This is a genomic window from Pulveribacter suum (genome assembly GCF_003013695.1).
GTDB classification, from domain to species: domain Bacteria; phylum Pseudomonadota; class Gammaproteobacteria; order Burkholderiales; family Burkholderiaceae_C; genus Melaminivora; species Melaminivora suum.
Map to the genome: position 1 here is coordinate 1,526,949 of NZ_CP027792.1, position 12,437 is coordinate 1,539,385.

Below are 12,437 nucleotides of genomic sequence, written 5' to 3' on the forward strand. Positions count from 1 at the left end.
CCATAGCTGCCAGCGCATGCCTGGCGGGCGCTGTGGCCGCTTTTCGTAACAACGTGTGGCCCCGGGGTGGACCGGTTGCGCCCGGCGCCGGATTCGGCGGACACTGCGGCCACACATCCACTACGCCCGGGAGGCTGCCATGACGACCGTTGCCGAAATCCTCAAGTCCAAACCCGACGCCCAGGTGCATAGCGTCGCGCCGTCCGACAGCGTGCTGACGGCCCTGCAGCGCATGGCCGACAAGGGCATCGGGGCGCTGATGGTCCTGCAGGGGGACGACATCGTGGGCATCTTCACCGAGCGCGACTACGCCCGCAAAGTGGTGCTGCACGGCCGCGCCTCGGGCGCCACGCCGGTGCGCGAGGTGATGACGCACGCCGTGCGTTTCGTGCACCCGTCAAACAGCACCGAGCAGTGCATGGCCCTGATGACCGAAAACCGCCTGCGCCACCTGCCGGTGGTCGAGGAAGGCCGGCTGATCGGGCTGGTGTCCATCGGCGACCTGGTCAAGAGCGTGATCTCGCACCAGCAGTTCATCATCGAGCAGATGGAGCAGTACATCACCGGCGCCCGCTGACGGGCAGCGGGCCGCGGCCCGACGCACCGGCGCCACGGGACGAGCCCTATGCGGGCTTATCCCGTGGCTTTTTTTGTGCCTCCTGAGTAAACATCCGCTCACAAATCCAACTTGTACACACAAGGAGAGTCGCGTGAAGCATGAGATCAATCGCCGCCAGTTCGCCGCCGGCGCCGCCGCCCTCGGACTCAGCCCCTGGCTGGGCGGCTGCGGCAAGGTGCCCGATGTGGTGAAGATCGGCGTGGCGCAGCCCCTGTCGGGGCCGCTGGCGGCGCTGGGGCAGGACTTGCTCAACGGCGTGCGCCTGGCCGTGGCCGAGCTGGCCAAAACGGGCTATTCGGTGGACGGCAAGCGCGTGAGCTTTGAAGTCATCGCCCAGGACGACCGCGCCGACGCCGCCGGCGGGCGCGCAGCGGCGCAGCAGCTGCTGGACTCGGGCGTGTCGGCCGTCATCGGCCACCTCAACTCCGGCGTGAGCCTGGAGACGGCGCCCATGTATGCGGCCAAGAACGTGCCGCAGCTGATCATCTCCACCAACCCCAAGATCACCCAGCTGGGCCTGTCCACCACCTTCCGCATCGTCGCCAACGATGCGCTGCAGGCGCGCGCCATCGGCGCCTTTGCCGCCGCGCAGCTGGACGCCAAGGCCTACGCGGTGGCCGACGACGGCACGCCCTACGGCAAGGGCCTGGCCGAGGGCGCCGCGGCCGAGCTGAAAAAGGCCAACAAGAACATTGCCCTGCACCAGAGCTTTGACGACAAGACCGTGGCCTTCAAGGAGCTGGCGGCCAAACTGAAGGAGGCGCAGGTCGGCGTGTTCGTCTGCATGCTCAACGACTTCCAGGCGCTGGCGCTGCTGCAGGAGCTGCAAGCCATCGGCCACACCCGCATCACGCTGCTGGGCGGCGACCTGGTCAAGACCGCCGACATGGCCAAGGGCATGGACATGATCGACCAGATCTACGCCACCTCGCCGGTGCTGGACGTGGCCGAATTCACCACCGGGCGCCAGTTCCTGGAGAAGTACATCGCCGCCTACCAAAAGCCGCCGGCCTACGGCGGGCACTACACGTACGACGCGATGTACGTCATCAGCGAAGCCATCCGCAAGGCCAATTCGGCCGAACCGGCGGCCATCACCAAGGCCCTGCACAGCATCAACGGCTACGCCCCGGTGACCGGCACCATGACCTGGGACGAGGCGGGCGAGCAGCGCTATGGCGCCGTCGGCGTGTACGAGCTGCGCAAGGGCTCGTGGGAGCTGCGCATGCGCTCGGACCGCTGGTAAGGCCTGCCCCCCTGCCTGCAGGCGGGGCAGGGGCCGCCCACTACACTTGCCGCCATGAGCGAGCTGATCCTGGGCATTGAATCTTCCTGCGACGAAACCGGCGTCGCCCTGGTGCGTACGCGCGAGGCGCCAGGGCAGGTGCCCGAGCTGCTGGCGCACGCGCTGCACAGCCAGATCGAGATGCACCAGGCCTATGGCGGCGTGGTGCCCGAGCTGGCCAGCCGTGACCACATCCGCCGCGTGCTGCCCCTGACCGATGCCGTGCTGCGCGAGGCCGGCGTGGCGCTGGATGCAGTGGACGTGGTGGCCTACACGCGCGGGCCGGGCCTGGCCGGCGCGCTGCTGGTGGGCGCCGGCGTGGCCAGCGCCATGGCCGCGGCGCTCGATCGCCCCACCCTGGGCGTGCACCACCTGGAGGGGCACCTGCTGTCGCCCTTTCTGAGCGCCGACCCGCCGCAATTCCCGTTCGTCGCGCTGCTGGTCTCCGGCGGCCACACCCAGCTGATGCGCGTGGACGGCGTGGGCCGCTACGCGCTCTTGGGCGAGACCATCGACGACGCGGCCGGCGAGGCCTTCGACAAGTCGGCCAAGCTGCTGGGCCTGGGCTACCCGGGCGGCCCGGCCCTGTCGCGCCTGGCAGGCGAGGGCGATGCGCGCGCCTTCAAGCTGCCGCGCCCGCTGCTGCACAGCGGCGACCTGGATTTTTCCTTCGCCGGCCTGAAGACCGCCGTGCTCACCCAGGCGCAGCGCCTGGGCCAGGCCCTGCCCGAGCGCCGCGCCGACCTGGCCGCCAGCACCCAGGCAGCCATCGTCGAGGTGCTGGTCAAGAAGACGCTGGCGGCCCTGGCCGCCACCGGCCTGCAGCGGGTGGTGGTGGCCGGCGGCGTGGGCGCCAACCGGCTGCTGCGCGAGCAGCTGGACGCTGCCTGTGCCCAGCGCGGCGTGCGCGTGCACTACCCCGAGCTGCACCTGTGCACCGACAACGGCGCCATGATCGCGATGGCCGCGGCCATGCGGCTGCAGGGCGGGCTGGAGCAGCCCCGGCGCGACTACGCCTTCGATGTCAAGCCGCGCTGGTCTTTGGAAGAGATTTCCGCCTCAATCCCTTGATGGACAAGCGCTGGCAGCTATCGCTTTGATAGTTGCTGGCCAGTCATGGGGTTTTCGCAGCAGCCGGTCCGGGCGCGTTGCACAATCGAAGGCCGCCCCCAGCATGGCCTTGCCACGATGCCTTTTTCGCCTTCCCTTCGCCTGCCCCTTGGCCTCGCTTTTCTGGCCGGCGCCGCCGCGCTGGCCGGCTGCTCCGGCATGCCCGACGCCATGCCGGGCCTGGAGCGCAATGGCGCCTCCTTCACGCCCAACGACTTCGACAGCTCCAGCACGCACATGCGCCACATCGATGCGTCGCAGGAGCGCACCTGCGAGGCCGCGCGCCGCGCGCTGCTGAGCCAGGGCTACCTGGTCAGCACGGCCACGCGCGAGCTGGTGGCCGGACGCAAGTACTACCAGCCCAATCCGGATACCCACTACGAGGTGGAAATGCGCGTGGTCTGTGCGCCCGAGGGGGCGGACAACGACCGCACCTCGGCCTTTGCCAGCGCGCTGCAGGACCGCTACGTCATCAAGAAGGTCAACAACTCCGCGTCGCTGGGCGTGGGCGGCATCGGCTCGGTGTCGCTGCCCTTCAGCGCCTCCGACGACACGCTGGTCAAGGTGGGCAGCGAGACCATCTCCGACGCCCAGTTCTACGAGCGCTTCTTCCAGCTCTTCGACCGCTATGTGCGCGTCGCCATGCCTGCGGCCCAGAACACCGCCCAGAGCATTGCCATCCCGCTGCAAGAGCGCGAGGCGCTGGAGCAGGCCCGGTAGGGCGCCAGCCGCCCCGAGGCTGCCACCCCCACGAGCCAGGCTGCATGCCTGGCTTTTTTGTGGCTGGCGTAACTGCGTGGAGATGCTTGCAGAGAATGCGTGAGGATGACGAAAGTTGCCGGCTTTTGGCCTTGAAATGAGTGGCGATGGAGAGGCGTCTTTATTTATGTGCCTTTGTGCCTTCATTTTTCCATTACTTCTCTCATCTGCCGGCAAAAAATGCGCCTGTTGCGCGAACTTGCGGGCGGTTGTGGACGCCCGTCTTTATGTGGTCATGGGCGGTTGCCGCCGGGCGAGGGGCGCCAACAATTGCCGCTGCCGCGCCAGCCATTCGCTGGCGCCTGTCTCTCGCTTTCCCTTTTCCTGATCGCATGCCTGCCCTTTACCTGAATTCCCTGTCCCGCCGCGCCGCCCTGGGCGCCTGTGCGCTGGCGCTCACCGCGCTCGCGCCGCTGGCCGCCCACGCCGCCACGGCGCCGGCCACCGGTGCGCCCATCAAGCTGGCCCTGGTGGAATCGCTCTCCGGCAGCTTCGCCAACACGGGCGAAGCGGTGTTTCGCAACGTCGCCTGGGCCATTGAGCGGGTGAACGGGCGCGGCGGCGTGGCGCTGCCGCCGTCGGCCGGCGGCAACCGGCCGCTGCAGCTGGTGCGCTACGACAGCAAGGGCCAGAACGAGGAGGCGCTGTCGGCGCTGCGCGCGGCCATCGACGACGGCGCCCGCGTCATCCTGCAGGGCAACTCCTCGGCCACCGCGGCGGTGCTGATCGAGGCCATCAACAAGCACAACCAGCGCGAGCCGGACAAGCGCGTGCTGTTTTTGAACTACTCGGCCGTCGATCCCATCCTGACCAACGAGAAGTGCAGCTTCTGGCACTTTCGCTTCGATGCCCACGCCGACATGCGCATGGCCGCGCTGATGGACGTGATGCGCGAGGACCAGGCGCTGCAGCGCGTCTATCTGATCGGGCAGGACTACAGCTTTGGCCAGGCCGTGCTGCGCGAGGCCCGGCGCCAGCTGGGCGCGCAGCGCCCCGATGTGGCCATCGTGGGCGACGAGCTGCACCCCGTGGGCCGCGTCAAGGACTTCGCGCCCTACGCCGTGAAGATCAAGGCCAGCGGTGCGCAGGCGGTGATCACCGGCAACTGGGGCAACGACCTGACGCTGCTGGTCAAGGCCGCGCGCGAGGTGGGCTATGAAGGCATGTTCTACACCTTCTACGGCAACGCCCTGGGCGCGCCGGCCGCCCTGGGCGACGCCGGGGTGGGGCGCGTCGTGGCCGTGGCCGACTGGCTGCCCAACGTGCCCACGGCCGGCAGCCGCGCCTTCTACCAGGCCTTTCGCGAGCGCTTTCCCAAGCCGCAGGACGACTACGTGCACATGCGCATGCAGCTCATGGTGGAGTCGCTGGCCCAGGCGATCGAGCGCGCCGCCAGCACCGACGCCGCAGCCGTCGCCCGGGCGCTGGAGGGCGCGCAGGTCAGCCTGTTCGGCCAGGGCGGGCGCGTGCGCGCGCAGGACCACCAGTTTCAGCAGACGCTGGTGGTGGGCGTGATGGACCGCCTGGGCGCGCCGGGCGTGCAGTTCGACGTGGAAGGCTCGGGCTACGGTTTTCGCGTGGTGCGCCAGATCGCGGCGGAGCAGGCGGCGCAGCCGTCGAGCTGCCGCATGCAGCGGCCCTGACATTTGAAGCCTTTTAGGCCTTTAGCGCCCGTCCCTGCTGCGCAAGCAGCTATCTAAAGCGTAGCGCCAGGGTCAGGGCCGCCGGGGCCAGTCCAGCCGCCGCAGTTCGCGCTGCAGCTGCGCCAGCGCGCGGCGCGGCTGGCTGGCGTAGCGGGCTTGCTCCACGTGCAGCAGCCAGCGCGCGGCAGGCGCGGCGGCTTCTTCGCCGAAGTGGGCGCGGGCCGCCTCGGCCATGCCGCGCGGGGGCAGGTGGGCGGGCAGCGGCAGGCCGGCGCGCGCCAGGCGCTGGCGGGCGGTGCCCAGCAGGCGCTGCCACGGGTCCTGGCGCTGGCGCTGCCAGGCGGCCCAGGCAGCGCCCGCGGCGGCGGCCAGGGCAGTCAGCAGGCCCAGCAGCTGCACCAGGTCCTGCCAGCTGGGCGAGTGCACGCCCAGGCGCTTGAGCAGGTTCATCTGCCGGCCCTGGGTGTAGTTCAGCACCCACTGGTTCCAGCGGTTGTCCACGGCCTCCCACACGGCGCGCAGGCGCTGCAGCGCCGTGGGGCTGATGACCAGGCCCATGGCATTGCCGAAGCCGGTGCGCGGCGCCTGCAGGCGCAGGGGCAGGCCGATGCGGTCGGGGGCGACCGAGCCGGTGGGGTCCACGCGCACCCAGCCGCGGCCCTGCAGCCACACTTCGGCCCAGGCGTGGGCGTCGCTTTGGCGCACCGTCCAGTAGCCGTCCACGCTGTTGACCTGCCCGCCCTGGTAGCCGGTGACGATGCGCGCCGGCACGCCGGCCGAGCGCAGCAGGATCACGAAGGCCGAGGCAATGTGCTCGCAAAAGCCTTCCTTGCGCTCAAACCAGAATTCGTCGGCGGTGTGCGTGCCGTACATGCCCGGCTCCAGCGTGTAGCGATAGCCGCCCGTGCGCAGGCGCGCCAGGGCGGCCTGCATCAGCGCCTCGGGGCTGCCGCCGGCCTGCTGCAGCATCTGCTGCGCCAGCGCATGGGTGCGCGGGTCGTAGCCCTGGGGCAGCTGGCGGTAGGTGTCCAGCGCGCGCGTCTCGGCCAGCGGGCCGTGGCTGAAGTCCAGGTAGCTTTGCGCGCGGTAGCGCAGCACGCTGCTGGGCGCGCGGCTGGCTTGCCACTGCAGCTCGGGCGTCATGGCGGCGCCGTAACCCTCGGGCATCTCCGGGCGCTCGCGCACCGCGTCCAGCGTCAGCAGCCAGGGGCGGCGCGTGCTCTCCAGCGTCAGCTCGTAGGCCAGCGGCTCGCCCTGCACGCGCAGCTCGGGCGGGGTGGGGCGCGCCCACGGGACGAGGCCGCGGTCTTCGGCCTGGGGCAGTGCGTACCAGTCGCGCCCGTCGAAGGCGCTGAGCACCGGGCCGCGAAAGTACAGGCGGCTTTGCGGCGGCGCCTGGCCGCCGGGGGGGGCAAAGCGCACGCGAAAGGCCACGCTGTCGTCCAGCGCCAGCTCGGCCACGCTGCCCACGCTCATCTGGCCCGACAGGCCACTGCGCCCGCTGGCCGAATCCGCCGGCACGCCCCACAGCGGCGCCAGGCGCGGAAACAGCAGGAACAGCGCCACCATCACGGGCGCGCCCAGCAGCGCCATGCGCGCGGCGATGCGCATGCTGGCGGCAAGCGGCGGGCGGCCCACCGGCAGGTGGGCGTTGACCAGGGCCGTCAGCAGGCCCAGCAGCGCCAGCAGCATGGCGGCAGCAGTGGGCAGCGACTGCGAGAAGAAGAAGTTGGCCAGCAGCGTGAAGAAGCCCAGGAAGAACACCACCATGGCGTCGCGCCGGGCGCGCAGCTCCAGCGTCTTGAGCGCCAGCAGCAGGGTGATCAGGGTCACGCCGGCTTCGTAGCCCAGCACGGTGCGGTGCGTCGCCGCCGTCAGCGCCACGGCCGCGGCCAGCAGCACGGCCGTCACCCAGCGCCCGGGCAGGGGGCGGCCGCGCCAGGCCAGCCAGGCACGCCAGCCCAGCATGGCGCCCGCCATGGCCACGCCCCACAGGGGCAGGTGCGCGGCCAGCGGGGCCAGGCAGCAGGCGACGACCAGCAGCAAAAAAAGCGTGTCGCGCGTCTCGCGCGGCAGCTGGGCGGCGCGGGCGCTCATGGCGCGCCTCGCTGCCGAATGCTATTTAATTGATAGCTGCTGGCGCTCTTCCAGCAAGGGCTGGAGGCTGATTTGATGGAAATGAAAGTCAGCACAGCGCCAGTGCCTCCAGGCAGCGGCGGCGGTGAGCGGCGCCCTGGGCCGGGCGGATGTCGTGGCCGGGCACGCGCAGGCCGTAGTCCAGGCCCAGGCGGTCGGCCTGCAGCACCCAGCTGGCCAGGCGCGAGGCGCGCGCCTCCGGGTCGGCCAGGCCGGTGGCGGCGGCGTCCAGCCACAGCTCGTGGCGCTGGCTCTGGTGCGTGTCGCGGCTGACCAGGTCGTCCGAGCCGGTGGCCAGTGCGCGCGCGGCCTTCTTCCAGACCACCAGCTTCATCGGGTCGCCGCGCTGGTAGGCGCGCACGCCCTCGAATTCGCCCATGCCGCGCGCGCTGGCGCTGGCGCCCCCGCCGGTCTGCGGCTGGCCGGGAGGCAGGGGCGGGGCGGGGGTCTCCGGGCGCGGATAGACCAGCACCTGCGCGGCCGGCCGCCACAGCGTCCACACCCGGAAGGTGCCCAGCGGAAACAGCGTCTGCGCGGTGAGCACCGGCACGTCCTGCAGGCCGCGCCGCGCCGGCGAGAAGGCCACCTGCAGCGCGGCGCTGCCGCCCGCGGGCACGTCGGCCACGGCCCACTGGCCGCTGCCCTGCACGGCCAGCGCGACGGCGTGGCGGGGGCTGCGTCGGCGGTTGTGCAACTGCACCTGCAGCACCGTGGCCGCGCCCAGGAACTGCGGCTCGGGCGCCAGCAGGTGCAGCGACAGGCCGCGCAGCGTGCCGTGGCTCAGGTGCACGCTGGCGGCCACGCTGCCGGCCAGCAAGAAGGTCAGCAAATAGCCCAGGTTCAGCTGGTAGTTGATGGAGGCCACCAGCAGCACCAGCAGCGTCAGGGCCAGGCCCCAGCCCGCGCCCGTGGGCAGGATGTAAATGTTGCGCTGGGTCAGCGTCAGCGTGTCGGTGCGCGGCAGGCGGGCCAGCCACCAGCGGCGCCAGCGCGCTGCCAGGGCGGCGCGCGGGCCGCGCGGCGCGGGGTCGGTGCGACCGGCCATCAGGGCAGGGGCACGGCCTGCAGCATGGCGCGCACCTGCTCCACGGCGCCGCGCCCGGCGTCGCCCACGGGCACCAGGCGGTGGGCCACGGTCTGCGGCAAGATGGCCTGCACGTCGTCGGGCGCCACGTAGTCGCGCCCCTCGATCAGCGCCTGCGCCTTGGCCGCGCGCATCAGGGCGATGCCGGCGCGCGGCGACAGGCCCTGCAGGAACCAGCGGCCCGAGCGCGTGGCCTCCAGCAGGTCCTGCACGTAGCTCAGCAGCGGCTCGGCTGCATGCACGGCCAGCACGCGCTGCTGCAGCTGCGCCAGCTGCGGGCCGGTCAACAGCGGCTGCAGGCTGTCCACCATGTCGCGCCGGTCGCTGCCGGCCAGCAGCAGCCGCTCGGCGGCGCGGTCCGGGTAGCCCAGGGAGATGCGCATCAGGAAGCGGTCGAGCTGGCTTTCGGGCAGCGCAAAGGTGCCCAGCTGGTCGTGCGGGTTCTGCGTGGCAATGACGAAGAAGGGCTCGGGCAGGGGGCGCGTCGCGCCTTCGACGGAGACCTGCTTTTCTTCCATGGCTTCGAGCAGCGCGCTTTGCGTCTTGGGGCTGGCGCGGTTGATCTCGTCGGCCAGCAGCACCTGCGTGAAGACCGGGCCGGGGTGGAAGGCGAAGGCCTGGCTGCCGCGCTCATAGACCGACACGCCCGTCAGGTCGCTGGGCATCAGGTCGGCAGTGAACTGCACGCGCGCGAACTGCAGTCCGAAGGTGCGCGCCAGGGCGTGCGCCAGCGTGGTTTTGCCCACGCCCGGCACGTCCTCGATCAGCAGGTGGCCGCCCGCCAGAAGGCACGCCACGCAGTCCTGAACCTGGCTGTTTTTGCCCACGATCACCGTGTTAAGCTGGTCCAAAAGCGCTTTGATTTGGTGCTGTGCATGCATGGCGCGACGTTATCCGAAAACCATGGGGGCAAAAGCAATGGGTGCAGGCAAGACGGGCTATTACTCCCATCGCGACTTCTGGCTGCACGAGATGGGCGCCGGGCATCCGGAGTGCCCGGCGCGGCTGGACGCCATCGAAGACCGGCTGCTGGCCAGCGGCGTGTCCGATGCGCTGGACCGGCGCGACGTGCCGCTCGCTTCCATGGCCGATGTCGAGCTGGCGCACGACCGCATGTACGTTGCCTCGCTGCGCGGCATGTGCGAGCGCCTGATCGAGGAAGAAGAAGCGGGCGGCCCGGCGCACGTGCAGATCGACACCGACACCGCCATGAACCGCCACACCTGGACGGCGGCGCTGCGCGCCGCAGGCGCGGCCCTGGCCGCCACCGACGCCGTGATGCGTGGCGAGCTGGAGAACGCGTTTTGCAGCGTGCGCCCGCCCGGCCACCACGCCGAGCGTGACAAGGCCATGGGGTTTTGCTTCTTCAACAACGTGGCGGTCGCTGCCAAATATGCGCTGGAGCGCCACCACCTCAAGCGCGTGGCCATCGTGGACTTCGACGTGCACCACGGCAACGGCACGGAGAACATCCTCTCGGGCGATCCGCGGGTGCTGATGGTGGGCATCTTCCAGCACCCGTTCTACCCTTTCAGTGGCGACCAGCACCCGGCCGAGAACATGCTCAATGTGCCCGTGCCGGCCTATACCAAGGGCATGGACGTGCGCGACATCGTCGAGATGATCTGGATGCCGCGCCTGGAGGCCTTCAGGCCGGAAATGATCTTCATCAGCGCCGGCTTCGATGCACACCGCGACGACGACATGGGGCAGCTGGGCCTGACCGAGCAGGACTACACCTGGATCACCATGCGCATCAAGGACGTGGCCCGGCGCTTTGCCAAAAATCGCATCGTCTCCTGCCTGGAGGGCGGCTACATGATGGGGCCGCTGTCGCGCAGCGTGGAGGCGCACCTGCGCGTATTGGCGGACTTGTGACAACCCCCTGTGCCGCTGCGCGGCTCGCCGCCTCTCTGGCGCGCGCTTGCAGCGCGCTGGGAAGGGGACGGCGCCCCTGGACCGGCGAAGCCGGATCCACGGCGCCTGCTGGCATGGGGTGCGCCCAAATTCGCGCGCTGCGTGGCGATGACGCGCAGCGCCCCAAAGGAGTAAATACACATGACGACGAACCCCGATGCACTGGTGCGGGTCGAGCGCGACATGCGCGGCGTGTACACCCTGACCCTGAACGACCCCAAGCGCTTCAACGCCCTGGGCAGCGAGATGCTGGACGCCCTGCAGCATGCGCTGGACGAGGTGGCCCATGACGACGAGGCCCGCGCCGTGGTGCTGGCCGCCCATGGCAAGGCCTTTTGCGCCGGCCACAACCTCAAGGACATGGCCGCCAACCCCGACCTGGCCTGGTACCAGCAGCTGTTCGCCCAGTGCAGCCGCGTCATGCTGTCCATCCACAAGCTCAGCGTGCCGGTGATTGCGCGCGTGCATGGCATGGCCACGGCCGCTGGCTGCCAGCTGGTGGCGCAGTGCGACCTGGCCGTGGCGACGTATGAGGCCAGCTTTGCCACCAGCGGCATCCACTACGGCCTGTTCTGCGCCACGCCCAGCGTGCCGCTGGTGCGCAACGTGCCGGCCAAGCGCGCCATGGAGATGCTGCTGACGGGCGACTTCATCGACGCGCAGACGGCGCTGGACCAGGGCCTGGTCAACCGCGTGGTGGCGCCGGGCCGGCTCGATGCCGAGGTCCAGGCGCTGGTGCAGTCCATCGTCGAAAAGCCCCGCGTGGCGGTCGCCATGGGCAAGGCGCTGGTGTACCAGCAGCGCGAGCTGGGCCTGGAGGGCGCCTACCAGCTGGCTGGCCAGGCCATGGCCACCAACATGATGGACGATGCCGCGCAGGAAGGCGCGCGCGCCTTTGCCGAAAAGCGCCAGCCCGCCTGGAAGGCGCCGCACGGCGGCTGAGCCCGCCCTGTCGCCTGCCTGACCCGCCGGGGCTCGACCCGGGGCAGAGAGGCTGGCATAATCCAGAAAAAGCACGACCGTTCGTTTTAATTGCCTGGCGGCCCGCATGCTGCGCTGCGCAATAGAATGGTCCGGTTTACGTCAACGTCAATCAATCATCCAATCAACATCGAAGGAGCCGCAGCAATGAAGGTCTTGGTCCCTGTCAAGCGCGTGGTGGACTACAACGTGAAAGTCCGTGTCAAGTCGGACGGCAGCGGCGTGGACATCGCCAACGTCAAGATGAGCATGAACCCCTTTGACGAGATCGCCGTCGAAGAGGCCGTGCGCCTGAAGGAAAAGGGCGTGGTCACCGAGATCATCGCCGTCTCCTGCGGCCCCGCGCAGTGCCAGGAAACCCTGCGCACCGCCATGGCCATCGGCGCCGACCGCGCCATCCTGGTGGAGACGCCCGCCGACGTGGACCTGCAGCCCCTGGCCGTGGCCAAGCTGCTCAAGGCCCTGGTGGACAAGGAGCAACCCCAGCTGGTCATCCTGGGCAAGCAGGCCATCGATGACGACTCCAACCAGACCGGCCAGATGCTGGCCGCGCTGGCCGACCTGCCCCAGGCCACCTTCGCCAGCAAGGTCGAAGCGGCCGACGGCAAGGTGAGCGTGACGCGCGAAGTGGACGGGGGCCTGGAGACCATCGCCCTGACATTGCCGGCCGTGATTACCACCGACCTGCGCCTGAACGAGCCGCGCTACGTCACGCTGCCCAACATCATGAAGGCCAAGAAGAAGCAGCTGGACACGGTCAAGCCCGAAGACCTGGGCGTGGACATCGCCCCGCGCCTGAAGACGCTCAACGTGGCCGAGCCCGCCAAGCGCGGCGCCGGCGTCAAGGTTGCCGACGTGGCCGCGCTGGTGGACAAGCTGCGCAACGAAGCCAAGGTCATCTGA

The 12,437-nt window shown here is 70.0% G+C and carries 11 protein-coding genes; 8 read left to right on the forward strand and 3 right to left on the reverse strand.

Annotated elements, in window-relative coordinates; translation table 11 throughout:
* The first annotated feature begins 139 nt into the window (after positions 1–139).
* From C7H73_RS07035 to C7H73_RS07055, 5 genes are all read left to right on the forward strand, one after another.
* Positions 140–577 carry a CBS domain-containing protein gene (locus C7H73_RS07035; RefSeq protein ID WP_106845993.1) on the forward strand — a complete coding sequence of 146 codons (438 nt, stop codon included), beginning with the start codon at positions 140–142 and terminating at the stop codon, positions 575–577.
* A 133-nt stretch (positions 578–710) separates the two neighbouring features.
* Positions 711–1,865 (forward strand): branched-chain amino acid ABC transporter substrate-binding protein, encoded by a 1,155-nt coding sequence (locus C7H73_RS07040; protein WP_106845994.1) that lies wholly within the window; start codon positions 711–713, stop codon positions 1,863–1,865.
* Positions 1,866–1,919: 54 nt separating this feature from the next.
* The gene (gene tsaD, locus C7H73_RS07045; RefSeq protein ID WP_106845995.1) at positions 1,920–2,975 is read left to right on the forward strand and encodes a tRNA (adenosine(37)-N6)-threonylcarbamoyltransferase complex transferase subunit TsaD; all 1,056 of its coding nucleotides are present in this window, start codon (positions 1,920–1,922) and stop codon (positions 2,973–2,975) included.
* Positions 2,976–3,092: 117 nt separating this feature from the next.
* Positions 3,093–3,734 (forward strand): DUF2242 domain-containing protein, encoded by a 642-nt coding sequence (locus C7H73_RS07050; protein WP_106845996.1) that lies wholly within the window; start codon positions 3,093–3,095, stop codon positions 3,732–3,734.
* A gap of 371 nt (positions 3,735–4,105) precedes the next feature.
* Positions 4,106–5,416, forward strand: a complete 1,311-nt coding sequence (locus tag C7H73_RS07055) for a branched-chain amino acid ABC transporter substrate-binding protein (RefSeq protein WP_106845997.1) — start codon at positions 4,106–4,108, stop codon at positions 5,414–5,416.
* 72 nt (positions 5,417–5,488) lie between these two features.
* On the opposite strand, the gene C7H73_RS07060 is transcribed toward C7H73_RS07055, so the two are convergent.
* From C7H73_RS07060 to C7H73_RS07070, 3 genes are all read right to left on the reverse strand, one after another.
* Positions 5,489–7,513 (reverse strand): transglutaminase family protein, encoded by a 2,025-nt coding sequence (locus C7H73_RS07060; RefSeq protein WP_106845998.1) that lies wholly within the window; start codon positions 7,511–7,513, stop codon positions 5,489–5,491.
* A gap of 88 nt (positions 7,514–7,601) precedes the next feature.
* Positions 7,602–8,597 carry a DUF58 domain-containing protein gene (locus C7H73_RS07065; RefSeq protein WP_106845999.1) on the reverse strand — a complete coding sequence of 332 codons (996 nt, stop codon included), beginning with the start codon at positions 8,595–8,597 and terminating at the stop codon, positions 7,602–7,604.
* The gene (locus C7H73_RS07070) at positions 8,597–9,517 is read right to left on the reverse strand and encodes an AAA family ATPase (protein ID WP_106846000.1); all 921 of its coding nucleotides are present in this window, start codon (positions 9,515–9,517) and stop codon (positions 8,597–8,599) included. The genes C7H73_RS07065 and C7H73_RS07070 overlap by 1 nt, the downstream gene beginning before the upstream one ends.
* Before the next feature lie 37 nt (positions 9,518–9,554).
* On the opposite strand from C7H73_RS07070, the gene C7H73_RS07075 reads away from it, so the two are divergent.
* From C7H73_RS07075 to C7H73_RS07085, 3 genes are all read left to right on the forward strand, one after another.
* Entirely contained in the window at positions 9,555–10,514 is a 960-nt protein-coding gene (locus C7H73_RS07075) for a histone deacetylase family protein (RefSeq protein ID WP_106846001.1), read from the forward strand.
* A 180-nt stretch (positions 10,515–10,694) separates the two neighbouring features.
* Positions 10,695–11,495 (forward strand): enoyl-CoA hydratase, encoded by an 801-nt coding sequence (locus C7H73_RS07080; protein ID WP_106846002.1) that lies wholly within the window; start codon positions 10,695–10,697, stop codon positions 11,493–11,495.
* Positions 11,496–11,681: 186 nt separating this feature from the next.
* Positions 11,682–12,437 (forward strand): electron transfer flavoprotein subunit beta/FixA family protein, encoded by a 756-nt coding sequence (locus C7H73_RS07085; RefSeq protein WP_106846003.1) that lies wholly within the window; start codon positions 11,682–11,684, stop codon positions 12,435–12,437.